Genomic DNA, 25,207 nt, shown 5'->3' on the forward strand with positions numbered 1-25,207 from the left:
AGGCCCGTTCATGCCGAGTCCCAAAGCCCTGCTGATCAGCATGAGCGCCCTGCTTGCAGCCGCTTCCGGTTGCACCACTGCCGGAGGCGTGGCGCTCCGCTCCGACGGCAGTCCGGGTTCGCAGGAATGCTCGGAGGAGGCCAAGAAGTTGATGCGAGCGCTGCGACTGCGGGTCGGGGACAGCGCGCTGGTCGACCTCGACGCGAACCAGATCGGGAGCCGGCGTGTCACGCTCTACGACGGGCCGGTTGAGAGCGTCTTGCAGGAAGGCATCGGCACGCTCCAAGCGGTCTCCCGCCTGTACGGACACGTCTGGACGAGTGGGCCGCAGGTCGTCATCCGGTACTACGAGGCCCAGCCGCCGGATGGCGACAAGGTACCCATCTGCGCGGTGGCGCGACTCGGCTATGACCAGATGAAGAAGTTGCCCGAGTCCAAGCCTGGAACCGCGATCCTCGAGAGTTCGGTCGCGGCGGCTTTCATCGTTGATGCGTTCCGGTAGCGCACTCGCGCGGCTCAACCCGGGGATTCTCAGGCGGGCGTCCACTGAGAAGCCTGCTCCTCGTGGTGTTTCTCTCCAGTTGCGCGCGAATAACGGGGCCACGCCAGGCTCTGCGGAAGAGGCGCGGAACCGGGGCAACGTCACTTAGAGGATGGCCCGGACGAAGAGGTACGCCACGTACCCGGCCCAGGGCAGCACGACGGCGAGCAGCGCGATGGCGACGGGGCGCACCCATGTCGGAGACTTGTCGCGCCAGGGCAGGAGCATCAGGTAGCCGCCCGCCAGCGTGGGGATGGGAAGCAGGTTCAGGGCGGCCATCCGGGCGCTCATGATGCCCCACGCGCGAAGCAGCTCTCCGTCACGCAGCAGTCCGACGAAGCGCTCCACGCGGCCCGGCAGCGCGGCGAGGTTGAACACCGCGGGGAAACCCTCGGTGAACTGGTGGAAGCCCTCCGCGGGGCCCAGGCACGCCATGGCGACGCCAATCTGCACATACCAGGGGATGGCCAGGGACAGGGCATGCAGTGGCGGGGGCAGCTTGTTGAGCCGGCTCTTGAGGCTCGTCGCCTGCGCGCCGTCCTCGGCCTCTGGAGTGAATGACGCGGAGCTGCCCAGGACGATGGGGTGGAGGCTCCAGCCGATTCCGGCCATGCGCCACGCCAGCAGCTTCGGCCCGTAGCCGACCTGCACCGTCAGCGGCCGGGCGCCGAACGCGCTCGCCACCACCGCCTGGGCCAGCGCCCACATGATGTTGACCGCGACGAACAGCATGCCCAGCCAGAAGAAGAGCGCGACCCTGTCCATGCGCTGAAGTCTATCACGCCCGGAAATGGCCCCTCCGCGGCCCGGGTCAGGTCAGACTTCCACGTGTCTGTCCATTCACCGGCAGGCCGGGTCACATCCGCTTACCTGCTCCAGGCGACCCACGTCCCGGTGGCCGACAGGCCGCCGATTCGCCCTATGCGTCCAGCCGCGCCTTGAGCGCCTTCACGCGGCTGCGGCCCACGGGAAGCCGGGTGCCCGACCTCAGCTCCACGTCCGTGCGGGAGCCCTCCTGGGTCCACAGGCGGGCCACGTCCTGGAGGGGGACCAGATAGGAGCGGTGGATGCGCACGAAGTCCGTGGGCAGCAGCGCCTCCAGCCGGTCCAGGCTCTTCTCGCTCAGCTCGGTGCGTCCATCCCGGAGCACCAGCTCCGCGTAGTCCCCCGCGCCCTGGATGTAGGCCACGCTCTCCAGGGGCACGAGGACGATGCCGCCGCCCTTGCGCACGGCCAGCGTCCGCAGCGGGCCCGCGCCACGGCCCCCGACGCGCGCGAGTGCCTTCTCCAGGCGCTCCCGCGTGTAGGGCTTGGCCACGAAGTCCAGCACCCCGAGCTCGAAGGCGCGCAGGGCCTGGTCCGTGTTCGCCGACACCACCACCGTGTGGAAGGAGCCGGCGGCCACCTCCTCCAGCAGCCGGAAGCCGTCCTCCCCCGCGAGGTTCAGGTCCAGCAGCACCAGGTCCACGGTGCGCCCGGCCAGGACCTCCCGCGCGTCCGCGAGGCTCGCGCACACGAGGGGCGGCGGCAGGTCCTGCCCCAGCAGCTCCCGGCACAGACGCTCCAGGCGCCGGGCCGCCAGGGGTTCGTCCTCCACGATGAGCACCTTCATGCGGGGACCTCCAGCACCGTGGTCCACCCCGCCTCCGTGGGCCCCTGCTTCAGGCTCCAGGCGCCGGGGAAGACCTCATCCAGCCGGGCTTCGAGGTAGCGGGTGCCCGTGCCCTCGCCCATGCCCGGTGTGGCGCCCTTGCCGGCGGGCGCGCTGAAGACGTAGCGCCGGCGGCCTCCCTCGCGAACTTCCTGGAGATGGAAGCTGACGGGCGTCGTGTAGCGGTTGTGGCTGAAGGCGTTCTCCAGCAGCGTGTGGAGCACGGCCGGCGGGACGACTGCCGCGCCATCCACGCCCGGCGCCTCCAGCGTGAAGGCGAGGCCATGGCGATAGCCCATGACCTCCAGATAGGCACGGCACAGCTCCAGCTCCCGGGCCAGCGAGATGGCCCGCTCGCCCGAGACGCTCAGCAGGTGCCGGTACACCGCGCCCAGGGACTCGATGAAGCGCACGGCCTGGGCGGGCTCCGTCTCCACCCACTCGCTCACGGCGCCCAGGGTGTTCATCAGGAAGTGGGGCTGGATGCTGCGCTTGAGCAACTCCAACTGGAGCCGCTCCGAGGCTCGCGTGGCGGACTCCAGCCGCTGCTGCTGGCGGCGGAGCTGGTAGGCGTGCGCCGCCCCCAGACACAGCAGCAGCCCACCGAAGGCGACGAAGAAGCCGCGCTCGGGAAAGTCCAGCGGGGCCATGAGGTAGAGCGCCATCGCGAAGCCCAGTCCTCCCAGGGCGGCCCAGGCGCCGGGCTCCTTCCGAGACCGGGCTCGCAGCGCGAGAACGAGGGAGACGCCCAGCGAGAGCCCCAGGGCCACCGTGTTCCTGCCATCGAAGCCCGGGACCGCGGCGAGGCCGAGCAGGCTCACGGCCAGCGCCCCCCACCAGGGAGCCCGGCGTGGCTCGCTGAAGGCCACGTGCAGCGTGGCGGGAAGGAGGACCGCCACGGCCACCGTGGCGCCCGACAGGAGCCAGAGCCGGATGATGTGCCGGGGATAGGGATAGCTCTCCAGCCCCCGCCACGCTTCGAGGAGCAGCAACGCCGAGGCGGCGAGGCAGAGCAGTCCCAGCAACAGCGTGGCGCGGCTGCGCCGCTGCATGAGGTACCGCGCGAGGTGGTGCAGGCCCATCAGCACCAGCGCCCCCAGCGTGGCCAGCGAGGGCACGAGCCAGAGCAGGCGGGCCCGGGCGAGCTCGGAGGCCTCACCCACCTGGAGGCGGTAGAGCGTGCCGACGGGCTGGAACCCGCGATGGTGCGCGGACGCGCGGATGACCAGCAGGTGCGGGCCCGGTGTGGCGTGCTCGGGGGGAAGGGGGAGCAGGACGTCCACGTTGCCCGGCACTTCTTCTTCTGGTGTCCGTCCCACGTGGCCGTTGCGCCCCAGGAGCGCCCCATCCCACCAGGCCTCCCACGAGCCCAGCAGGGACAGGGCCAGGACGGGTGTGGGAGCCCCTGGCGCTCGAGGAGGGACCTCGACTCGCGTGCGCAGCCAGAAGGGCGCCGGCCCCTCGACGACCTGTTCGCGGGGGACGGTGCGCCAGCCTTCACCGCCAGGGCGCAAGGCGCGTTCCACGGAGAGGTCTTCCGCGTGGACCTCCACCGTGCGCTCCAGGGGCTGGGAAAGCGGCGCCTGGAGCGGCAGCAGGACTCCCAGACACCCGATGAGCAGCCAGCAACGCATGACGCCAGCATACGCAGTCCAGCGCGGTCCGCCTCGCAGCCGGGCGACGCCAGGAGTCGTTGGGCGATGCCCTCCGACGCGAGGCGCGGGTGACTCGTAGTTTCAGGGCGAACCCACTGGAGGACCTCCATGCGAGCCGTGCTGCTCTTCACCCTGTTCATCCCCCTGGCCGTGGCGAACGCCGCGGACCTTCGCTTCGAGCCCCACACCTTTCGAGCCGCAGATGGCCGGACGGTGGAGACCGAGCTGGGGAGTCTGACCGTTCCCCAGCGGCACGACCGGCCCGAGGGCGCGTCGCTGACCCTGCGCTTCGTCCGCTTCAAGAGCACCCACCCCCAGCCGGGAGCGCCCATCGTGTACCTGGCGGGCGGGCCGGGGGGCTCGGGCATCGACGCCGCGAGAGGCGTCCGCCACGACCTCTTCCTCGCCCTTCGCGAGGTGGCGGATGTCATCGCCCTGGACCAGCGAGGCACGGGGCAGTCCACCTTCCACGCGGAGCTGGGCCAGCCCTGGTCCGTCCCGCTGGACAAGCCCATGGATGAGGCGCTGCTGGCGACGACGATGAAGGGGGCCGCCGCCAGGGCCGCGAAAGCGTGGGCCGCGGCGGGCGTGGACCTGGGCGCCTACACCACCGTGGAGAGCGCGGAGGACCTGGAGTCCCTGCGCGAGGCGCTGGGCGTGCCCCGGTTGAATCTCTGGGGCATCAGCTATGGGACGCACCTGGGGCTGGCGTATCTGCGGCGCCATGCGGACCGGGTGGACCACGTCATCCTCGCGGGCGTGGAGGGGCCGGATGACACCTGGAAGCGGCCCGCCCACGCCGAGGCGCTGCTGGACCGCTGGGATGCACTGCTTCGCGCCCGCGACCCGAAGGAGCAGGGACTGAGGGTCCGGCTGAAGGCCCTGCTGGAGGGGCTGGGGCGCCGGCCGCGCACCATGAAGTTCATGGACCCCACGACGGGCACCGAGCGCATCTGGGTGGCCACCCGGTTCGACATGCAGCGGGCGGTGTTCGAGTCGATGCGGGACCCCACCACCTTCGAGCGCTTCCTGACGCTGCTCCCGGCTCTGGAGGCGGGCTCCTTCGAGCCCATGGCGCCCCTCGCGTCGCGCCTCCGGGATGGGGAGCTGGGGCCCATGTCGACGACCATGGACGCCGCCTCCGGCCTCAGCCCCGCGCGCCGCGCCCGGATTGCCCGCGAGGCACGCACTGCCCTGCTGGGAGGCGCGGTCAACGCGGGCGCGGTGGAGGCCGCCTGGCTCCCCGGTGCGGTGGACCTGGGCGAGAGCTTCCGGGGTCCGCTGAAGGCGCAGGCACCCGTGTTGCTCATCAGCGGCACGCTGGATGGCCGCACGGCGCCTGACAACGCGGAGGCTCTGCGCCCCGGGCTGTCCGGGGCCGTGCACCTGGTGCTGGAGGGCGCGGGACATGACGGCCTCTTCCAGTCGGACCCGCGCATCCTGGAGCGCATGAAGGCCTTCCTGCGAGGCGAGAAGCTGGCGGATGAACGCCTCCAGGTCCCGGCCGCGCACTGAGGTGAACCTGGAAGGCTGGCCCCATGAAGCCCCCGAAGCATCGCCAGGGAGTGCGGTAGTAGACTGCGAGCACCGCACTGTCCGAGGACAACCGCGGGCGCTCGGTCCCTGCCCGTGCGTCGCCCCCGGAGGAACGACACATGGCGAACCTGTTCGTGCGCTTCATGGACATGGGCCTGGGCGACTGCATCGTCGTCAAGCTGCCGGGAGGTGAGGTGCTGATGGTGGACTGCGGCTCGCGCCGCGACGTCCCCGACACCTCCCAGATGTGGAACAACATGCAGGACCTGGTCGGCTCGCGCATCCACGCCCTGGTCCTCACCCATCCGGACAGCGACCACTGCAACCACCTCGCGAGGGTGGTCCCGGACACGGTGAAAATCGACGCCGTCTATCACAGCGGACAGCTCGTCGAGTACCTGGGCTACGGCAGCCTGGTGGCCAATCAGCGGTGGGACCTCGACGACTCCAAGGTCTTCGCCGTCACGCTCAACGCCACCGGCTGCCAGCTCGGGACGACGACTCCGACACAGAAGCAGGCCAACACCCCGGTGGCCCTGCGTGAGCGGGACTCCCGGGGCTTCCTGAAGATTCTCCAGAGCACGACGAATCCCGCGTGCAACGTGTGGATTCTCGCCTCGAACGTGCCCAGCCAGAGCCAGGGCCTGTCGGAGAGGCGCAACGCCGCCAGCATCGTCACGCTCATCGAGTACGGCACGACGAAGGTGCTGCTCACCGGCGATGCCCGCATCGAGACGGAGGGCTTCCTCACCGCCTCCGCCAACGCGACCCTGGCGAACCTGACGCTGTCGCAGATGCCGCACCACGGCAGCGCCCGGAAGACGTTCTCCAACACCTTCATCCAGCGGCTCAATCCGGGCATCGCCGTCGCGAGCGCCATCCCGGAGAACGGGGACTATCTGCCTGACAGGCCGCTGCTCCAGCGCTACGCGCAGTACGCCGATGCGCTGGCCAACAGCGCGTCCAACACCCTGCGGTGCTGGGACGTGGCGCGGCAGGCGACGACCACGAAGCGCAAGGCGGACGGGTCCTCCACCACGCAGACGCACGACATCTGGGACATCGTCTCGCTGACCACCACCCAGAAGCTGTGGTCCACGGATGGCCACTACGTGGAAGTCGAGCTCGACGGCAACGGCGCGGAGGTGTCCTGACCATGATCTCGCTTTCCTTCGAGAACAGGAACGGGCTGTCCGTGCTGTCGGCGACGGCGGTGGCGGGGCTGCCGCAGGAGCTGGTGCTGCGCGGACTGCAGAGCGCCGCGCAGGGCTGGGAAGGCACGGCGGTGGGGGGCATCTTCGACGGGCTTCAGGTGCGGGTGTCTCAGACGGATGGAGTCATCCGGCTGGGCGCGGTGGCGCCGGATGGCTGGCGGCTGTCCCAGGCCTTCCCCGGCCTCCAGGCGTCGGCCCTCTCCGCGCTGCCCTTCCGCGAGGCGACCCTGGACGTGGATGGAAACGGGCTCGCCATCTCCGGGACGCTGTATTCGCAGTCCGCGCTTCCACTGGAGGGAGACCCGCGCGTCACGGGCCGCGTGAGCTTCGGCGCGGAGGGGCCGTCCTTCCTCCTATCGACTGCGCCCGTCGCCTCGCTGGAGCTGGGGCCGGTGCGGCTGTCAGGGGTGCGGCTGGAGCTGGTGGGCGGCGCCGAGGGCGTGGCCCGGCTGGTGGGAGTGGCGCGGCTGGGCGGCCGGGACTTCCAGGTGGAGGCTCGGCTCCAGGACCCGAAGGGCACCCTGCGCTTCAGCGTGGCGGTGGCGGACGGGGACGTGCTCTCGCTGGCCGATGTCGCGGAGTGGCTGGACGGGTTGTCGGTGCCGGAGCTACCGCCGGAGCTGGGCGCGGCGGCGGACAGCTTCGGGTTGGAGCGGCTGGTGTTCACGGTGGACCCGGCGGGCACTCCCAGGCTGCGGGCGTTCGCCGTCGTCCTCCGGACTGGCAAGCGGTGGGAGCTGTTCAGCTCGGGCGAGCGGAGCTTCGCGGTGGAGTCGGTCGCCGTGGCGGTGGGGGTGGTGCTGGCACCGCTGCGAAAGGTGTCCGTCGTGCTGTCCGGGCGGATGAGCCTGGGCACCGCGCTGCTGGAGGCGAGCGTCTCCTGGCCGGACTTCCAGGTGAGCGCGGGGCTGGCGCCGGGGAGCACGCTGAACGTGCGCGAGGCGCTGGCGGTGTTCGCGGACCTCCCGGCGGACGCCGTGCCGGAGACGCTGCTGAAGGTGCTCCGGCTCGACCTGGCGCCGCGCGAGCGCCGCTTCTCCGTGGAGGTGGAGGCGGAGGGCTCGTGGGAGGTGGACCTGGGCGATTCGGCCACGCTGGAGGTGGTGGGCGCGGAGCTGTCGCTGGCGGTGGGGCCAGACGGGACGCAGCTCGCGGTGTCCGGCGGCGTGGTGGTGGCGGGCACCTATTGCGAGCTGTCGGGCCAGCTCGCGGACTCCGTGCTGTCCTTCGGCGTGCGCGTCCCGAGCATCCAGTTGAGCGGGCTGATGGACCTGCTGCTGGACGGCGAGGAGCTGCCGCCGGAGGTCTCCGACCTGCTGCTGTCCGACGTGGCGCTCAGCGTGACGCCCGCGCGGAAGGCCTTCGTGGCGGACGTCACGGTGTCCGGGTCGTGGCCCATTGGCGTGGGCGGTGCGGCGGCCGGGCGTCTCGAGGTGCATGCGGAGGGCGGCAAGGGCCTCGACGGCCGCTTCCGGTCGACGGGCCGTCTGGCGCTCTCCGGTGACGGGCCCTTTCCCGTGACGGACGGCTTCCAGGTGGACCGCATCGGTCTGGTGCTGGAGCGCGCCGCGACCGGCTGGACGGTGGGCGGCACGCTGGGCGCAACCGTCTTCGAGCATGCGTTGACGCTGACGGCCTCCACCACCACGGTGGCGCCGGGCACCACGCCGGGGACGACGGGCACCACGACGGTGGGGCAGGGGACTGCGACAGTCACTCCGGCGGTGACGACGCGGACGACGCGCCTCGAAGTGCTCCTGAAGGACCCTTTGTCCGCGCAGCTCGGTGACGCGACGTTGTCGCTGTCACGGGTGGCGTTGGAAGTCGTGCGAGGCGCGACCCAGGGCGGGAAGCTGAGCGTGGCCGGCCGACTGTCCCTCCTGCCGCTGCTCGACCTGGGCGGCACGCTGATGTTCGAAGACGGGCCGACGAAGACGGGCTTCCAGTTCCGGCCGGAGGGCACCTCGCTGCGGCTGCCGCTTCCCATTCCGGGGAGCACCCCGGAGCCGGAGCTGGTGCTGACGCTGACCGATTTGGCGGTGGCGCGAGAGCAGGGGCGGTGGACGGCGCGGCTGGACACCACCGGGGACGTCAGGTCGCTCCCGGCGTCGGTGCAGCAGCGGCTGCCGTTGCCGGTGCGGGTGCGGCTGGAGGTGGGGCCCGCCTCGTTCGTGGAGGTCCGCCCGCTGCTGCCAGCGCAGACGTTGCCGTTGCCGACCCTCGAGGTGGCGGGTGCCCGGGTGCCACTGGGCGCGCTGGGCCTCGAAATCGCCGCGCTGCGGGTGGAGCTGGGGACCTCCTGGTCCGTGGGCGCCGAGCTGGGCCTGGGCCTGCCACCCGAGCTGAACAACATGTTCGGTCAGCGCGACGGCCAGCCTCGCGTGCGCTTCTTCCGCACGTGGACGCCGGACGCGCCGCCGCAGTCCATGGTGCGGGCCCGCATCGACCTGGGCACGACGCAAGGACTGCGCCTCCAGTTCCTCACGTCTCCGCTCCAGGCGCTGACCTTCACCCCGGTGGGCCCGCGGACGTGGTGCACGCTGGACATGGGCGACTTCGGCGCGGCCCGCCTGCTGGTGCCGGAGGTCGGCTATGACGGGGCCCGCTTCCTGGCGCAGGGAGGCTGGGAACAGCTCCGCCCGTTGTCGCTGCCGCTGGAGCCCCTGAAGTCGCTGCTGGCGGCCTGCGGGCTGGATGCCCTGGCGGACAGCTTCCCGGACGCCGTGCCGCTGCGCGAGGTGAAGCTGCTGGACGGGCAGGGGCGCCTGCGCACGGAGGCGCTGGAGCGCCTCCTGTCGGACGCCGGCGTCTCCGTCCCGGACGAGGTGCGGCAGGCCCTGGACACCCTCGCCGAGCGTTTCGAGCACCTGCCCGACACCTTCAAGCGCTACCTGGACATCGTCCTGCCGGAGCGCTTCCGCTTCGAGCTTGGCGCGACGCCGGACGGCAGCGCGCGCATCCGGGTGGAGACGGAAGGGGCCCCCATCCGGCTGCTGCTGCCCACGATGGGGCCGCTGGGGCCCCGGCTGATGGGGGTGGAGCTGCGCAAGCTCGTCTTCGGCGAGCTGATGGCGGGCACGCTGGCGGTCCTCCAGATTGACGCCACCTTCGACACCTTCGACCTCGTCACCCTGGCGGCGGTGCTGCTGCTCCCGCTGGAGAAGCTGCCCCTCCTGCCGGACCCGCGCGGCCTCCAGAACCAGGTGGTGCTGGACGACCTGCTGATGGTCATCCTCTACCAGGCCGGAGTCCCCATCCCCGTTCCCGTCTTCTTCGACGAGGTGGCGCTGCGCTACCAGGGGCTGGAGGGACTGTCGCTCGAGAGCGCCTTCCGCTTCCCCGCGCCGGCCCTGTCGCCCTCCACCGCGATGGCGCTGTTCCGCCAGTTCGAGTCGTTCTTCACGCAGCGCGACGCGCTGCTGGACCCGAAGGCGGTGCCCGCGGACGCGGACCTCGCCTTCACCATCGGCCCCAACTGGTTCCAGCTCCCGCCGTACCTGGGCGGCGCCATGCTGGGGACGAAGGAGGGCCTGGCACCGCTGCGGGTGTGGCCCGCCATGGCCAGCCTGCTGAACTGGGCGAAGACGCTGGACGTCGAGCAGCTCGTGGCCGCCGTCCCCCGGGAGGTCCGCGTGGGGAGCGTGGACGTGCGCTTCGTGGGGCTCGGCATCGCCGTGCACTGGGCCATCACCACGCTGGCGGAGCTGCGGAGCCAGCCGGACCTGCTGCCGGGAGGCCGCGTCGTGTCGGTGGAGGGCGGCCTGGTGCCCGAGGGGGCGAAGGGAGTCGTCGCGGTGCTGGGCGGCAGCGTCGGCATCGGCCAGGCGCTGACGCTCGCGGCGGACTTCGGGCTCATGGGCTCCACCCAGGGCATGGAGACGGGGTTCCGCTTCGAGGGGAGCCTGGCCGGAGGGCTGCTCGCGCTGTCCATGAATGGCCGTGTCGCCATCACCCCGAAGCAGGAGCCGGCCTTCGCGGTGCAGGGCGCGCTGGCGCTCACCGCGGACGGACGCCCGGTGCTGACCGGCACTGTCTCCGCCACCGACTCGCGCTTCGACCTGGAGGCCATGCTGGACCTGCTGCCCGGAGTGCCCCAGCTCCAGGTGGGCGGGCAGGTGCGCGGGCACCTGGACTCGAGCAGCTTCCTGCTCCAGGGCACGGCGCGCGTCACCGTGGCGGGGTGGGACGCGCTGGGCGCGCTGAGCACCACCGTGGGCGACGACGGTGTGCTCCTCCAGGGGACGCTGCTGGGGCAGACGCTCCAGCTCGCGCTGGCCCGGCCCTCGCTGGTGCCCGACCTGCCGCCGGGCTTCGAGCAGTCGAAGCTCGTGCTCTCCGCGCGGCTGGATGGGGGCCTCCAGCTCCCCGGCTTCAGCCTGGGCGCCAGTGCCCGCGTCATCGTCGGGGGCGACGCGAGCGGGCGCCCGCGCGTGGTCGTGGGCGCGCGGGTGAGCCTCCTGGACCTGGCCGACGTCCGGGCGGTGGTGGAGCTGTCCAGCGCCGGCTTCGCCTTCCAGGCGGAGGGTCGGGTGTTCACGCTGTTCCAGGCGCGCGTGGACGCCTCGGGTGCCTCGCTGACGTCCATCAAAGACTTCCAGGTGGCGGTGGACCTGGCCCTGGGAGACTTCTTCGCGGTGCTGGCGAAGGCGTGCGCGGACGCCATCAAGGACGCCGCGGGCGTGGCCGCGGAGGCCGTGCGCATCGGAGGCGCGACGCTGGACGCCGCGAAGGGGACACTCACCGCGGCGGAGGGCACGCTGACGGGCGCGCAGAAGGCGCTGGATGCGGCCAGGGGCGTGCTGAAAGCCGCCAGCAAGACGATGGACGCGGCCACCGGCGCCCTGGAGGCCGCGAGCGGAGGCCTCATGGCCGCGCGCAAGGGCGTGGAAGTGACGGCCAGGGCGGTGGAGGCGGCCAAATCCACGCTGAAGGTGGCCGAGGGCGGGCTGGCCGCGGCGCAGGGAAGTGTCACGGCGGCGCAGAAGGCGCTGGACGTGGCCAATGACGCGGCGAAGGCGGCCAACAAGGCGAAGGATGGCTTCCTCGACGTCATCGGGGACATCGCGAAGTGGCTGTTGCCGGAGAAGGACAAGAAGAAGCTCGACCGCCTCATCGACGATGCGAAGCGCAAGAGTGACCTCGCCGCCGCCGCGAAGCGCGACCTGGCCACCGCCCAGGCACGGCTGCTCGGCGTGCAGCAGCAGATCGACAGCGCCGAGCGCGACGTGGCCAGGTCGGGGCGGGACTTCGACAAGGCGTCGAGGGAGGTGGAGTCGGGGACCGAGGCCGTGCGGCAGGCGGAGGCGAAGGTGACGCAGGCCCGCGGGGACGTGGAGCGTGCCCAGCGAGACGTGGAGTCGAAGCAGCAGGACGTGGACGCGGCGAAGCGCGGCCTGGACGGCGCGAAGCAGAAGGTGCGTGACGCCCAGGACCAGGTCACCCAGGCGCAGCAGCGCGCCAGGCGTCTGGCGGACCTCATCCAGCGCGAGGCCGGGGGTGTGGCCCTGGTGGCGGTGGAGAGCGCGAGCTTCCGAGGGCAGCTCGACACCGTGTCCGGCGGCCGCGTCTCGCTGGCGGTCCGGCTGCGAGTCCTGGGAGAGAAACCCCAGAGCTTCCAGGTGTCCTACGACTTCCACGACCCACACGAGGACGTGAAGGCGCTGGTGGAGCGGCTGCTGGGGCTGCCTCCGCTACCCTCCTTCAGCTGATTCGTGCTCGACCCTCATTCGGGCGCGGTGAAGCGCAGCGCCTCCCGGCAGCGCACGAGGGCCTGGATGAGACGTTCGACTTCCTCCGCCTCCAGGTCCGCGCGCATGGCCAGCCGCAGCACCTCGCGGCCCACGGGCATGAGGGGGCCCTGGAAGACGGAGATGATGAAGCCCTCGCGCCGCATGAACTCCAGCACCTGCGTCCCCACGCGCGCGTTGCGCAGGGGAATGGCGAGGATGGGCGTATCCGTGTGGCTCACCAGCTCGAAGTCCGCCTGCTCCAGCCGCTCGCGCACCTGCCGCGAGATGCGCCGCACCTGCTCGCGGCGACGCTCGCCATACTCGCCGGACACCAGCTCCAGCACCTTCACCGTGGCCGCGGCAATCCACGGAGCGATGGGCGCGGAGAAGACGTGCTGCGGGCTGCAGAACTTCAGCAGGCTGGCGAGGCCGGAGTCGTTCATCACCACATAGCCGCCCGGCTGGCAGAACACCTTGGTGAGCGTGCCCATGAGCATCAGGCGCTCCCGGTAGCGCTCGAAGCCGGCGACCTTGGCGGTGATGCCGCGTCCCTGGGGACCGAGGGCACCCACCGCGTGTGCCTCGTCCGCGTAGAGCATGCAGTCGTACGTCTCCGCCAGCCGGCAGAGCGTGGCCATGTCGAACTCGCGGCCGGTGGCCGACTCCACGGTGTCCGTGAGGATGACGCGCACCGCCCGGTCCCCGTGCGTCTCCAGGGACTGACGCAAGAGCTGCTCCAGGTGGCCCGCGTCGCCGGTGCGATACGTGGAGGCGGCGCAGGCCTCGGGCTGGAGCTTGCGCGCGAAGCGGATGCCGTGGCGCGCGGAGAAGTGCAGGTCTCCGTCCATGAAGAACAGCGTGGGCACGTCCGCGGTGGCCCTCATGGGGGCCACGTCCTGGTGCATGCGGATGAAGTGGCTGTGCGTCCTCAGCCCCAGCGCCTCCATGATGGAGAAGTTGGTGCCGTAGCCGGCGCTGAAGGTGATGGCCGCGCCCCCGCCCAGGTGGTAGCGCGCCAGGGCTTCCTCGAGCGCGTGGGACTGCTCCATCTGGATGATGGCCTCGCTGCCGGGAATGCCGCAGTCGTGCCGGGCGAGGCTCTCCGCCATCAGCGCCTTCACCTTCGGGTCGGAGCCCAGGGCCAGGTAGTCCAGCCCCGACAGGTCCACCGCGCGCACGCCCCCGAGCTCCAGGTGCTTGCCTCCAAAGGGCCCCCGCGTCCGGTGCCGGGGTTCGAACATGGCGACGTCCTCCGCTCCCTTCCGGAAGGCCGCACCCTCGCTCTGGAGAATCTGGATGGTTCCCATGACCGGATATTCAACCTTTCATGTTTAAATTGGAAGAGTTGACATGTCGGTAAGTCTTGAAGAAGCTGGATAGCGGCACTTCTTCTCGGAGGTCGACGTGCGCGAAGCAGGCGACACCGGCAACCCGGCGTTCCAGGCGCTCATGAGCGCACTGCGTCAGCGGGGCGGTTACAACCTCATCGCGGAGGAGGCCGCCGCGCTGGTGCCCGCGGAGGTGTTGCGGGAGGACCGGGGCCAGCAGGACGCGTACCTGGAGGCCCAGGGCATCCGGCAGGAGCACAAGCCCATCCCGTTCGTGGGGTTGCCCTACGTCGTCACACAGCGCGCCTTCGAGCGGATGGTGAAGCAGTTCCGGCAGCTCTTCGGGGTGCTGGAGCGCGTCATCGACCTGTACCTGGACGAGCCGGCGGTGCGGGAGTTCTTCCGGTTCGAGCCACGGCACGAGCGGCTCATCCGGCTGGGGGCGTCCTACCGGCCGCGCATCCAGTACTGCCGCTACGACTTCACGCTGGGGCCGGAGGGGACGCCCCGCATCTACGAGCTCAACACCCATTCGCCGGCGGCGGCGACCTACGCCTGCCACTTCGGACAGATGCTGGCGCGCAGCCAGACGCTGGCGAGGTTGCGGGAGCTGGGGCTGCGGCCGCTCCAGGCGCCGTTGGAGCGGCCGGGCTCGTTCGCGCGCGCCATGCTGGCCTCGGCGGAGAAGTCGGGGCACCTGCGCGGGGGCCGCAACGTGGCGGTGCTGAACAGCCGCTACCTGACGATGACCACGGAGCTGGAGCACATCGCCGAGCAGTTCCGCGCGCAGGGCTGCACCGCGGTGCGAGGCTTCGTGGAGGACCTGCGCTTCGAGCGGGGCCGGCTGTACCTGGACGAGGTGCCCGTGTCGCTCGTGTACAACAAGTACGACGACTCGCGGGGGCCGGAGGCGTACGAGTGCGCGTTCAGCCGCACGACGGCGGAGGTGCAGGCGTACCTGGACGCCTACCAGGCGCAGGCGGTGCTCGCCATCAACTCCTTCCCGAGCATGTACCTGACGGAGCAGAAGAGCACGCTGGCCTTCCTGTGGAGCCCGCTGCTGCATAAATACCTGGGGCGCGAGGACGTGGCGCTCATCGAGGAAATCGTCCCGCGCACGCGGCTGGTGCGCCATCTGGACGCGGGGGCGCTGGAGGAGGTGGCTGCCCATCCTGAGCGCTATGTGCTCAAGCGCTCGCTGGACACCCGCGGGCGCAGCGTCGTCATCGGCCGGAGCACGGCGCCTGACGCGTGGGCGCGCCTGGTGTCCGAGGCTCGCGCGGAGCCGCCCGGTGACGACTTCGTGCTGCAGGACCTGGCCCTGGCCGAGCCGAACGTCACCCGGCGATTGGAAGGGGAGGTGCCCACGCAGGTCTTCACGTCCCTGGCGTGTTTCCTCTTCTGTGGCGAGCCCACGGGGCTCATCGTCCGCACCTCCGTGGACGAGACGACCAACGTGGGCCGGCGCGGCTTCATGCAGCCCCCCCTGCTCATCGAGGACCCATCTTGGACCTGGACCCCATCCTCCAGCCGCTAGCGGTCGACTCCGGGGCTGACTCGCGGGCCTTGCTGGACGGCTTTCGTGCGCGGCTCGGGCGCACGGCCTGGGGGCGTGAGACTCCGGACACGCTGGTGGCGCCCGTGTGGTCCGCGGCCTCGTCGGTGGCGCGTTTCGAGACGCGGCTGGTGGCGCTGTTTCGCGCGCACTGCAAGGTGCTGCATGCCCTGCTGGTGGGGGACTCGAGGGGAGGGCCGTGGGAGGAGTACGTGCGGCTGCAGCGCGTGGTGGGGGCCCGGAGTCTGGACTGGCCGGTGCTCGGAGAGGGAGCGGCGTTGGAGCCGGAGCTGCTGCTGTCGGAGCGGGCCACGCGGTTTCTCTTCGGCCGTCCGGACATCGTGCTGGGAGCGGACGGTCCGAAGGTGGTGGAGACCAACTTCGACTCGGCTGTCGGCGGGCAGGAGCGGCCGGACGACATGTGGACGATGGCGGCCGAGCTCTTCGCGCCGCCGCCCGAGTACCTGGTGACGGGGCGTCCCCTGGCGGGCATGCGGGACTACTTCGCGGAGTGGGCGGAGGGGGCGCCGTGTCAGGTGCATTGGATCATGAAGAACGACGACAAGGTGCGCGGGGAGATGGCCCCGCTCCTGGCCACGCTCAATGACAATCCGCACCGTGTCGAGCACCTCATCCACTACGCGGGAGACGCGCTGGCTCCGCTGCGGACCGATGTGCCGGCCTGGCTGCATCGGGCCTGCTCCATCTACTCGGTGAACCGGGACCGTGAGCGGTTCGCGGCGTTGCTGGCGCATCTGTCCCCGGTGGTGAAGGGCTGCACGGTGCCCGTGATGTTGTCACTGCTCGAGTCGAAGCTCTTCCTGGCGTGGCTGAGCGACCCGGCGGCGCGACCCGTGTCGCTGACGGCGGAAGAGCACGAGGCGGTGGACACGTTGCTGCCGTGGACGCGGGTGCTGACGTTGCTGGATGGGAGCGAGCGGGAGCGGGTGCGGCGCAACCGGGGAGACTTCATCCTCAAGAAGACGGACTCGCATCAGGCCCGGGATGTCTTCTTCGGCTGCAACCTCTCGGAGGAGGAGTGGTCGTCGTTGCTGGAGGCGCGGGGGCGGGAGCCCTCGGAGGTGGATGGCGCCTCCAACATCTGGATCCTCCAGGAGCGTGTTCGTCCGAGAGAGTTCAACCTGCTGGAGTACACGGACGCGGGGCCCGTGGAGCGCCGCTCGGGCCTGTCGTGCTGCCCGTATCTGATGGGCGGCAGGCTGCGCGGCCTGGAGACGTGGGTGACGCCGGCTACCCCGAACATGAAGATGATCCGCCACATGCAGTTCGTGGCGCACTTCATCCGGCGCTCCGCCTGAGAGCGCCGGACAACTCCAGCGCGGCTATTGCCTGCCGAAGCGCTGACGGTACTCCGGGGACGTGATGAACCCGTTGACGACCTGGCGGTAGTCGGTGCGGTTCAGGACATCCAGCCACCAGGAATGCTCCGACGCCGACGGCTGACGCCGCAGGAAGTTCGTGTAGCAATGGGTGATGAAGGCGGCCTTGTAGTTCGGCGAGGCCGGGTTCAGGTCCGGGTCCTGCTGCCGGTTCTCCGGTGACTCGAGCATCCCCTGGGCGATGAGGGCGCGGTAGTTGGCCAGACAGGTGGCGTCCCCGTTACAGCTCCCCAGGATGTTCAGGTAGTAGGCCAGTCCGCTGGCATCCGCCGCGCGCGCGAGGACGTCCTGGTACGTCTGGCGGACGAAGAACTCCGAGTGGTCGATGGCATTGGCGCCAACCCCCACCGCGTTCCATGCGGCGGTCACCGAGGCGATCTCCGCGGCGCTGTACCCGAGCTGCGCCGCCGCCTGCTCCGTCGCGACCTTGGCCTCGGCGAACCCGGCGAGCCTGTTGCCAAGGAGGTTCACCGTGATGGCCCGGTAGAAGACCTGCGCCGCCTTGGCGATGCCAATCCCCGTCACCTGGGTATAGGAACGGCCGCGCGGGTGCTGTCCTCCCTGGGCCAGCAGGTAGAAGGCCAGGTTGGGGATGCCCGAGCCCAGGTGGACCTCGACGAACGTGTCGTAGGTCATGTCGTAGTATTCGAACGAGCGACCGTCCTTCTTCGGGTCGCTCATGTAGCGCAGGGCATCTCCCGCGACACCTGGCGTCCAGATTTCCTCGCCGGCCTTCCAGGTGTTGGCGCTCACGACCTGGCCATCGCGGTACCACTCGCAGACGGCGCCCATGCTGTCGGCCATCGACTCGTTCAGGGCCCCCGGCTCCGCGTAGTAGTGGAGGTTCGAGGTGGCGTTGATGACCGCGTGGGTGAGCTCGTGCGCCGTCACGTCCAACGCGTTGGCGAAGTTGCCCCACGTCACTCCATCGCCATCTCCGTACAGCATCTGCTGGGCCGTGCTGCTCCAGCCCGCGTTCGCGTAGTTGGTCCCATAGTGGACCGAGCTGACAATCTTCGCCCCCGCGTTGTCATAGGAGTCGCGGTTGAACAGGTTCTTGTAGCAGTCGTAGGTCAGCCCCAGCAGGTTGTAGTTGGTGTTGACCACCGCATCGGCGACCGCCGGGCCACCCTCCACCCGGGCGGTGGGGCCCGGGAGGACCTGGCCGTGGTTGAGGTCATGAACCTCCCGGTTCTTGAGCGTCTGGAGATTGGAAGCCCGCGCCACGATTCCTCCATGCATGGCGTCGACCACCACCTCCTCGTCCACGGGAGCACCGTCCTCGCGAACCCCGGTTACGTTCACCCGGTACACCAGCGAAAGCGCGTCACCCGTCTTCCAATAGGCCAGCTGTGGACGCGCTCCCGTGTCGAGTGGACCCACGAGCGAAGTGTCCTTCCTCGCCAGGGCCACGGCCTCCGTCACACCGAGCCCCGGGATGCGCGGTGCGTCCAGGTCGGCGCGAGCGCTTCCGTGGACTGCATAGACGGCCTCGTTTCGCGAGTGGAGGACGAGCCCTCCGCCTACCACCTCGAGCCCATGCTTGTGCTGCGCGTAGACGTAGTGTCGATCTCCGATGTTGTCCGTCACGGCCTGTTGGAAGACCAGCTCCTCGGGACTCGCGTGGAACAAGGGCTCCAGGGCGGCGAGGACGGGCCGCAGCGCGACCTGCTCCGTCTTTCCGGCGCGGAGCTCCTTGCTCGCGGCGATGCGGCCGAAATCCCCCTTCACGAACGTCGGAACGTGGGAGGCGTCGAGAGAGACCACCACGAGATTCTTCATCGCCTCGACGCCGGGCGCCGCGACCTGTTGGGCGTCTCTCGCGCTCGTGGCTTCGTCTCCCAATCCCTGACAGGCCACGACGCCCGCCATGAGTCCCGCGACACCTAGACCTCGAAAGAGACCGTTCATCGTCATGAAGCTCCGTCCTTGGTTGTATTTCCACTGCGGCAGGCCACCCTCCCGCCTACCGTTGAAAACAGTCTAGTCTGGCGTCTCATCGGCTCCGACTCGATGGCGCCGACGCTCGCCGCGGGAGCTCGCTCGCGGGTTCCCGCGACAAGGGGGTTGGCATGATGAAGAGCAGTTGGCTGCGATGGGTCTCATGGCTGAGCCTGGGGGCCCTGTTCCTCACGGGAAATGCCCTGGCGCAGGTTCCCGCCACCGCCTCGCCCGAGGCGCTCCGCGCCGAACGCCGGGTGCGCCTGGTGAAGCTGTGGGGCGACGTTCGTTTCCGCCACCCCCGGGCCTTCTCCATGCCCGCCGAGTGGGACGCTGCCTTCCTCTCCGCGCTGCCCGGGGTGGAGGCCGCACGGGACGCGGAGGCCTATGCCGCCGCGGTCCAGGGCATGCTCGCGGCCCTCGGGGACCCGGCCACGCTGGTGGAGCGCGAGAAGCCCCCGGCCTCCTCCGGCCCGGCTCCCACCCTGCGCGCGCTCAAGAGCTGGGAGAAGGACGTCCTCGTGCTCGACTTGCGCAACCTCCTGGGGCCACAGGGGGATGCCTCCATGCAGGAACTGCAAGCGACGCTGGACGCGGACGCCGCGAAGGCTCGCGCGGTGGTGCTGGACCTGCGCATGCGCGGCCTGCGGCGCTATGGCCTCTCGTGGATGGTGCCGCGGCTGCTGCCGCACTTCATCGACGGCGAGCTGAGCGTGCCCGGCCTGCGCGAGGTGCAGCACATGGGCCTGAGGCCACAGGATGGCGCGCAGAGCCCCTATCGAACCGAGCTTATATTGCCCTCGGATGAGGTCGTCACGGGCACTCCGGGCAAGAAGCCGGCCCTGCTCGTCTTCCTGGTCGACGAGGACTCCGCCATCGACCTGTCCGTGCTGGCCCTGCGCGCCCGTGGGAAGGCGCTCCTGGTGGCCGAAGGCTCGCTCAATGAGGGCGCCACGAACACGCAGGACTCCGTGCCGCTGGGCGAGGGGTACCGCGCGCTGGTGAGTCTCAATGAGACGGTGCTGCCCCTGGAGGCGGACGTGAAGCGGCCCGCGCGCGACCGTCTGGATGGCCCGGACGAAGGGATGCGCCAGGCGCTCTTGCTGGCCGCCCGCCCCCCCAAGCAAAAGGCCGGCGTGGCCGCGGCCCTTCGGCCCACGGTCGCCTGGCGCCCGGAGCCGAGCTACCAGGACGCGCTCCTGCCCTCCCGGGAGATGCGGCTGCTGGCCGGGGCCAAGCTGTGGACGGTGGTGCGCTTCTTCTTCGCCTACCCGGACCTGATGGACCGGCCGTGGGAGGCCCGCCTCCCGGAGCTGCTCGAGAAGCTGGACGCGGCGAAGGACGCGACGGCGTACGTGCTCGCGTTGGCCGAGGCGGCCACCTGGCTCCAGGACGGCCACGCCTCGGTGCGAGGCCATCCGGAGCTCCTGCGCTTCTTCGGCGTCGCCCCGCCGGTCTGGGTGACGGACATCGGCGGCAAGGCCGTGGTGGTGGAGGTGCTCGATTCTCAGTCCGCGCCCGGGCTCGTGCCGGGTGACGTCATCGAGAAGATTGACGGCGAGCCCATCGAAGCGCGGGTGCGGCGATTCGCCCCGTACGTGTCGGGCTCCCTGCCCGGTCATCGCCGGGACGTGACCCTGCTGCGCACGCTTGGGGGAGAGGAGGGCTCCACGGTCGTCCTCGGCGTTCGCGGCGCCCGGGGGCCCAAGGAGGTGAAGCTCACTCGCACGCCCCGGTGGAAGCTGCCTCCCTCGAAGGCGGAGTCCTACCGGGTGCTGGAGGGGAACATCGGCTTCGTGGACCTGGGGAAGCTGGAGGCCTGGCAGGTGCCCGCGATGTTCGAGAAGCTCAAGGACACCCGCGGCATCGTGTTCGACCTGCGCGCCTACCCGCGCGGCACGATGTGGGCGCTCGGGCCCTACTTCGACGTGAAGGGCTCGCGCCCCTATGCCTGGTACGAGCGCCCGTTGGCGGGAGGCCTGCACGCGGGCTGGCTGAAGCTCAGCGATTCGCTGCCAGAGGTGGATGTTCCCAAGTACCGGGGCCGCACGGTGACGCTCATCGACTCGCGAACCATCAGCCAGGCCGAGCACACCGGGCTGATGCTGGAGGCCGCGGCGGACACCGTCTTCCTGGGCAGCGCCACCGCGGGCACCAATGGCGACGTCACCCAGGCGGTGCTGCCCGGTGGCATCACCTTCTATTTCACCGGACAGCAGGTGCGCCACGGGGATGGACGGCAACTGCAGCGCAAGGGGCTCGAGCCCCACGTGAAGCTGCGGCCGACGGTGGCGGGACTCCAGGCGGGCCGTGACGAGCTGCTGGAGCGCGCCGTCCAGCTCCTGCGCGAGGCGCCCGCCAACGAGGCGGCGTCTTCGAGTCGCTGAGCCCGCGCTCGGTACCGCGCAGGCGTCACCGCTCGGGCTAGGATGCGCCGTTGAAGTCCAACCCGTGGAACCCAGGAGTCCGTCCCATGCGAATCACCCTGTCCCTGCTGGCTGCTGTCGTGGGCCTCACCATCTCCGCGGGCTGTGGCGGCACGTACGAGCCCGAGCAGGCACCGGCGTCCGAGCAGGCCCCTGTCGATGAACAGCTCCCGGAAGGCACCGTCACGCAGCAGGCCATCTGCCCGCAGAAGTGGACGTGCAATTACACCCGCTGGTACGGCTCCGAGGCGACGTGCGTAGCGGGCTGTGGCGGCACGCCCTGTACTCTCGACTACGCGTGTACTGGCAGCTGCCTCTGCCCCTGAGTTACCCCTGCCGGAAGGACTGGGGGATACCTGGGGTATCCCTCAGCCCTTCATCCCCGGTTCCCTCACCTCTCGATATGGATGTGGGGACCGCCCCAGACCCGCTGTCCCGCCGGGCGTGTCCGTTCGTCGCGCACGGTGTAGCCATGGGCCCGGGCATCGGCCATGAAGGCGTCGAGGCGCTCCGGCGACACGCCGCGGCTGCGCACGTCGATGGCCCGCCCCTGGTAGTGCCTCGAGCGGGTGTTGTGCGCTCCTCCCGTGGTCGACGTGACGGTGAGGCCGTGCTGTTCCGCGAGCCGAGCCATCGCCTCGAACGGCCGGCCGGTCGCCGACACGGTGCTCGCGGCGCGGGCCTTGGTGTTCTGCGTGAAGCTCGAGGCGCCGTTGAGCGCCTCGAAGGTTCTCTTCCCCACCACGCCATCCGCCTTGAGACCCTTCGCGCGTTGGAAGTCGCGAACGGCCTTCTCCGTGGCGGGGCCGAACTTCCCGTCAGTCTTTCCAGGATTGAAGCCCGCCGAGCGCAACCGATCTTGCAGACCCCGAACGGTGTCGTTCGTCGTTCCCTTGCGGAGCGAGCCGCTCGTGTAGCCGAGCACGCTTGCCCTGTCGGCGGCCCGCGCCGAGGCCATCGAGCCAGGCTTCGAGAAGCTGCTCTCGGCGGAATACCCCTTCACGCTCGCCCGGTCCGCCGCCCGCGCCGCGGCCATCGAGCCGGACTTCGCCGCGGTGCGGCTGTCGGCGGAATACCCCTTCACGCTCGCCCTGTCGGCGGCCCGCGCGGCGGCCATCGAGCCGGACTTTGCCGAGGTGCGGCTGTCGGCGGAATACCCGCTCACGCTCGCCCGGTCCGCCGCCCGTCCGGCCGCCATCGAGCCGGACTTCGAGGCGCTGCTCGCACTCGAACTTCCGGCCGACCGACCGGCACCCGTGCTTCCGCTTCTGTTGCTCGACGAACCCGCACCGCTGACGGACATATGCGCTCCTGATGTAGGAGAGGGGGCGTCCGGGGGGACACGCCTTCCCCGTCGTATCTCCATTCTCGGAGGAGCGGTCGAAGAGTTGCCGCCGAACCTGTTCCGCTCGACGCGGGTGTGGGCGGAGCAGCCAGCCCGGTCGGCACGGACGAGGTGAAGCCCGCCGTGCCGGCCAACGAGACGCAGGGTGGCTTCCGGACTCAGCGTCCGGAGAGCACCTGGTCGAGCCGCTCGCGATAGCTGCGGCTCAGCTTGAGCCGGCGCCCATCGTGGAGCAGCACCCAGAACTCGCCGTGGAAGAGGGGCTGCAGCTCTCGGACCCGCTCCAGGTTGACGAGCGTGGAGCGGTGGATGCGCAGGAAGCGGCGAGGGTCCAGCTGGGCCTCCAGCTCCCGCAGGGACTGACGCAGCAGGTGCACCCGGCCCCCCACGTGCACCTGGACGTAGTAGTCCTCGGCTTCGACCCAGTCGATCTGCTCGACGGGCACCAGGAGCACCCGTCCTGCCTCCTTCACCGCGAGCCGCTCCAGGTATGTGGAGGCCGCGGCGGGTGGTGTGGCGGGAGCGGGCGGCGCGGCCGCGTACAGCTCCCCCAGCCTGCGCGCCATGCCCTGCACCCGGAGCCCGCGGACGTGCTCCTTCGCGCGGGCGAGGACGCTGGCGAAGCGCGCGTCGTCGAAGGGCTTGAGCAGGTAGTGGATGGCGCCCACGTCGAAGGCCCGAAGCGCATGGGTGTCGAAGGCCGTCACGAACACCACGGCGGCCGCTGCACCCGGCCCTGCGGCCTGGAGCACCTCGAATCCGTCCAGGCCCGGCAACTGGATGTCCAGGAAGAGGAGGTCCACGGGCCCCTGCTGGAGTGCCTGAACCGCCTTGCGCCCCGTCGCGCACTCTCCCACCACGTCGATGTCCGGATCCGCCGACAGCAGCAGCCGGAGGCTCTTGCGGGCAAGGGGTTCATCGTCCACGACGAGGGTGCGGATGCGCTCCCCGAGCGGCGGCGTGCTCATGAGACCGTCCCGGCGCGCAGGAAGGGAATGGCCACTTCGGCCACCGTGCCGCCGTCCTCCGTCTTCCGGAGCGACAGCCGGTGGCGCTCCCCGTAGAGATGGCGCAGGCGGGCCCGGGTATTGGCGAGGCCGATTCCTCCGGACTCGGTCGCCGCCGGCCCATCCGGTGCGTTCCCCGCGCCCGAGTCCTCCACGGACAGGCACAGCATCTCCGCCTCCCGGCGGATGTGGACGGACACCCGCCCTTCGCCCTCCAGGGCGCGCGTCCCATGGCGCACGGCGTTCTCCACCAGCGGCTGCAGCAGCAACTGGGGGACGAGCGCCTCGAGGACGTCCGGGTCCACGCGGAGCTGGGTGTGGAGCCGCTCCTGGAAGCGGAGCTGTTCGATGCCCAGGTAGCGTTCGACCAGCTCCACCTCCTGGCGAAGCGGCACCTGCTGGTTCGCGTCGCCGCGCAGCACCGCGCGCAGCAGGTCCGCCAGGTCCGCGACCACCCGCAGCGCTCCTGCCTTGTCGTCGGTCCGCACGAGCCCGGACACGGTGTGCAGGGCGTTGAAGAGGAAGTGGGGGCGCAGTTGCATCTGCAAGGCCAGCAGCTGGGAGCGCAGCAACTGGGACTCCAGCTCGGAGGTCCGCACGACGCGCTCCAGGTAGAGCCGGTGGAAGCGCAGGGCGTGGCCCACGGCGAGCGCGCCCAGGTAGCAGAAGAGGCAGTAGATCAGCGCGCTGAAGAAGTAGTGCAGCACCGGGCGCTGCGGGTGCTGGACGAACAGGTCCAGCACCGAGCCAAAGGCGAACTCGAGGCCCCAGAGCACCAGGAACAGGGCCGCGTGTACGCCCACTCCGCGGCGCCACTCCGGCCCGTCGAGCGGGTAGCGCTCGCAGAGCGTGAAGATGAGGGGCGTGTAGAGCGCCCACAGCCACATCCCCAGGATGTTGCTGAAGAAGAAGAACGTGCTGGGCAGGGGCCGGCCGGTGGAGAGCGCGGCCGCCACGCCGCCAGCGACGGCCACGCAGCCCACGAGCGTCCACGCACCGAAGATGAGCGCCGCCGCACGCCAGCGCGAGATGACGACAGGAGAGGAGCGCATGGGCATGAGGGTTCTCGGGTTCGCCGCACTCTAGTCCCGACGGGGGCGTCACGCCGCGCGGCGGGAGGAACGGCGGCTTCCACGCGGTGCGGCGGTGCCAGCCCCGTCCCACGGGCCAGCGCAGACCTCCGGCTCGGGCCCGCGCCAGGCCGCTTCGCCGTGCTCCGCCGCCGGCTCACTGCAAAGTCGGGTCATCCGCGGCGCACGGCGCGCATGTTGAGGGGCGCACCTCGCGGGGATGGCGTACGAGCAGCCCACTCCTCCACGCGGGGCGCACGAGGAAGCAGCGCGCATTCAACGACTGGAGAGGTATCCCCATGACGGTAGCGAGTGTCACGAAGGCCCTGGCTGTGGTGGTCCCGGTTTGCGTTCTCGCGTTCGCGCCCGTGGCGTGGGCGGACGGATGCAAGGAGTTCCACGCGGACCTGGTGGAGCACAAGTCCACGCAGGGATGCCTCAACCCGGCGAGGTCGTGCTTCCTCGGTGAGGTGGACGGCAATCACGGCCTGCGCGGTGTGACGCACTTCCAGGGCGAGGAGGTGCGCGCCTTGCCGCCGGGCTCTCCGGGCTGGGTCAGCTACAGCGGCTTCTTCCACTACACCCTGGAGAAGGGCACCCTCGTCGCGCGAGAGACTGGCATCACGAACGCCAGCTTCGTGACGGCCCACCATCAAATCGTGGACGGCACGGGGGCTTTCGCCGGCGCGACGGGTTATTTCTTCGTGAGCGGCGTCAAGTTCGACAACGGCGACACCATCTTCACCCGGGTGACGGGCGAGCTCTGCATGCCCTGAGGGTAGCGCGCTTCGCCGAGCGTGCCGCCCAAC

General features: G+C 70.5%; 17 protein-coding genes. 9 read left to right on the forward strand and 8 right to left on the reverse strand.

The window, feature by feature from the left end; translation table 11 throughout:
- Nucleotides 1-10: 10 nt before the first annotated feature.
- Nucleotides 11-502, forward strand: coding sequence for a serine/threonine protein kinase (locus tag G4D86_RS36905; protein ID WP_163998876.1), 492 nt, complete (start codon nucleotides 11-13; stop codon nucleotides 500-502).
- A 144-nt stretch (nucleotides 503-646) separates the two neighbouring features.
- On the opposite strand, the gene G4D86_RS36910 is transcribed toward G4D86_RS36905, so the two are convergent.
- The 3 genes from G4D86_RS36910 to G4D86_RS36920 all read right to left on the reverse strand — a co-directional run bounded on the left by G4D86_RS36910 (nucleotide 647) and on the right by G4D86_RS36920 (nucleotide 3,826).
- Nucleotides 647-1,306, reverse strand: a complete 660-nt coding sequence (locus G4D86_RS36910) for a hypothetical protein (RefSeq protein ID WP_163998878.1) — start codon at nucleotides 1,304-1,306, stop codon at nucleotides 647-649.
- A 154-nt stretch (nucleotides 1,307-1,460) separates the two neighbouring features.
- The gene (locus G4D86_RS36915; protein WP_163998880.1) at nucleotides 1,461-2,153 is read right to left on the reverse strand and encodes a LytR/AlgR family response regulator transcription factor; all 693 of its coding nucleotides are present in this window, start codon (nucleotides 2,151-2,153) and stop codon (nucleotides 1,461-1,463) included.
- On the reverse strand, nucleotides 2,150-3,826 hold the full coding sequence (locus G4D86_RS36920) for a sensor histidine kinase (protein WP_163998881.1): 1,677 nt from the start codon (nucleotides 3,824-3,826) through the stop codon (nucleotides 2,150-2,152). The genes G4D86_RS36915 and G4D86_RS36920 overlap by 4 nt, the downstream gene beginning before the upstream one ends.
- A 129-nt stretch (nucleotides 3,827-3,955) precedes the next feature.
- Here G4D86_RS36920 and G4D86_RS36925 point away from each other — a divergent pair, with 129 nt between their 5' ends.
- The 3 genes from G4D86_RS36925 (at nucleotide 3,956) to G4D86_RS36935 (ending at nucleotide 12,305) form a co-directional block, all read left to right on the forward strand.
- Entirely contained in the window at nucleotides 3,956-5,362 is a 1,407-nt protein-coding gene (locus G4D86_RS36925; protein ID WP_163998883.1) for an alpha/beta fold hydrolase, read from the forward strand.
- Between the two features lie 140 nt (nucleotides 5,363-5,502).
- Nucleotides 5,503-6,537 (forward strand): ComEC/Rec2 family competence protein, encoded by a 1,035-nt coding sequence (locus tag G4D86_RS36930; RefSeq protein WP_163998885.1) that lies wholly within the window; start codon nucleotides 5,503-5,505, stop codon nucleotides 6,535-6,537.
- 2 nt (nucleotides 6,538-6,539) lie between these two features.
- Complete coding sequence (locus G4D86_RS36935; protein ID WP_163998886.1) at nucleotides 6,540-12,305, forward strand: hypothetical protein; 5,766 nt, start codon at nucleotides 6,540-6,542, stop codon at nucleotides 12,303-12,305.
- A gap of 14 nt (nucleotides 12,306-12,319) precedes the next feature.
- Here the strand turns inward: G4D86_RS36935 and G4D86_RS36940 are convergent, their stop codons facing one another.
- On the reverse strand, nucleotides 12,320-13,633 hold the full coding sequence (locus G4D86_RS36940) for an aminotransferase class I/II-fold pyridoxal phosphate-dependent enzyme (RefSeq protein ID WP_163998888.1): 1,314 nt from the start codon (nucleotides 13,631-13,633) through the stop codon (nucleotides 12,320-12,322).
- 97 nt (nucleotides 13,634-13,730) lie between these two features.
- Between G4D86_RS36940 and G4D86_RS36945 the strand changes: the two genes are divergently transcribed.
- Both G4D86_RS36945 and G4D86_RS36950 read left to right on the forward strand, forming a co-directional pair.
- Nucleotides 13,731-15,191 (forward strand): circularly permuted type 2 ATP-grasp protein, encoded by a 1,461-nt coding sequence (locus G4D86_RS36945; protein ID WP_163998891.1) that lies wholly within the window; start codon nucleotides 13,731-13,733, stop codon nucleotides 15,189-15,191.
- The gene (locus G4D86_RS36950) at nucleotides 15,161-16,528 is read left to right on the forward strand and encodes a hypothetical protein (protein WP_163998892.1); all 1,368 of its coding nucleotides are present in this window, start codon (nucleotides 15,161-15,163) and stop codon (nucleotides 16,526-16,528) included. Before G4D86_RS36945 ends, G4D86_RS36950 begins: the two co-directional genes overlap by 31 nt.
- Nucleotides 16,529-16,552: 24 nt before the next feature.
- On the opposite strand, the gene G4D86_RS36955 is transcribed toward G4D86_RS36950, so the two are convergent.
- Nucleotides 16,553-18,481 carry a M4 family metallopeptidase gene (locus tag G4D86_RS36955; RefSeq protein ID WP_163998894.1) on the reverse strand — a complete coding sequence of 643 codons (1,929 nt, stop codon included), beginning with the start codon at nucleotides 18,479-18,481 and terminating at the stop codon, nucleotides 16,553-16,555.
- A gap of 200 nt (nucleotides 18,482-18,681) precedes the next feature.
- Here G4D86_RS36955 and G4D86_RS36960 point away from each other — a divergent pair, with 200 nt between their 5' ends.
- Together G4D86_RS36960 and G4D86_RS36965 are read left to right on the forward strand one after the other, a co-directional pair.
- On the forward strand, nucleotides 18,682-20,937 hold the full coding sequence (locus G4D86_RS36960; RefSeq protein WP_240360671.1) for a S41 family peptidase: 2,256 nt from the start codon (nucleotides 18,682-18,684) through the stop codon (nucleotides 20,935-20,937).
- 86 nt (nucleotides 20,938-21,023) lie between these two features.
- Nucleotides 21,024-21,302 carry a hypothetical protein gene (locus tag G4D86_RS36965; protein WP_163998896.1) on the forward strand — a complete coding sequence of 93 codons (279 nt, stop codon included), beginning with the start codon at nucleotides 21,024-21,026 and terminating at the stop codon, nucleotides 21,300-21,302.
- Nucleotides 21,303-21,367: 65 nt separating this feature from the next.
- On the opposite strand, the gene G4D86_RS53260 is transcribed toward G4D86_RS36965, so the two are convergent.
- The 3 genes from G4D86_RS53260 to G4D86_RS36980 all read right to left on the reverse strand — a co-directional run bounded on the left by G4D86_RS53260 (nucleotide 21,368) and on the right by G4D86_RS36980 (nucleotide 24,380).
- Nucleotides 21,368-22,279, reverse strand: a complete 912-nt coding sequence (locus G4D86_RS53260; protein ID WP_240360672.1) for a peptidoglycan-binding domain-containing protein — start codon at nucleotides 22,277-22,279, stop codon at nucleotides 21,368-21,370.
- 200 nt (nucleotides 22,280-22,479) lie between these two features.
- Nucleotides 22,480-23,289 (reverse strand): LytR/AlgR family response regulator transcription factor, encoded by an 810-nt coding sequence (locus G4D86_RS36975; RefSeq protein WP_163998898.1) that lies wholly within the window; start codon nucleotides 23,287-23,289, stop codon nucleotides 22,480-22,482.
- A complete protein-coding gene (locus tag G4D86_RS36980) occupies nucleotides 23,286-24,380 on the reverse strand; it encodes a sensor histidine kinase (protein WP_163998900.1) in 1,095 nt (364 codons plus the stop codon). Before G4D86_RS36980 ends, G4D86_RS36975 begins: the two co-directional genes overlap by 4 nt.
- Nucleotides 24,381-24,697: 317 nt before the next feature.
- On the opposite strand from G4D86_RS36980, the gene G4D86_RS36985 reads away from it, so the two are divergent.
- The gene (locus G4D86_RS36985) at nucleotides 24,698-25,174 is read left to right on the forward strand and encodes a hypothetical protein (RefSeq protein ID WP_163998901.1); all 477 of its coding nucleotides are present in this window, start codon (nucleotides 24,698-24,700) and stop codon (nucleotides 25,172-25,174) included.
- Nucleotides 25,175-25,207: the final 33 nt, after the last annotated feature.

The sequence above is a fragment of the Pyxidicoccus caerfyrddinensis genome (assembly GCF_010894405.1).
In the GTDB taxonomy this organism is placed as follows: Bacteria; Myxococcota; Myxococcia; order Myxococcales; family Myxococcaceae; genus Myxococcus; species Myxococcus caerfyrddinensis.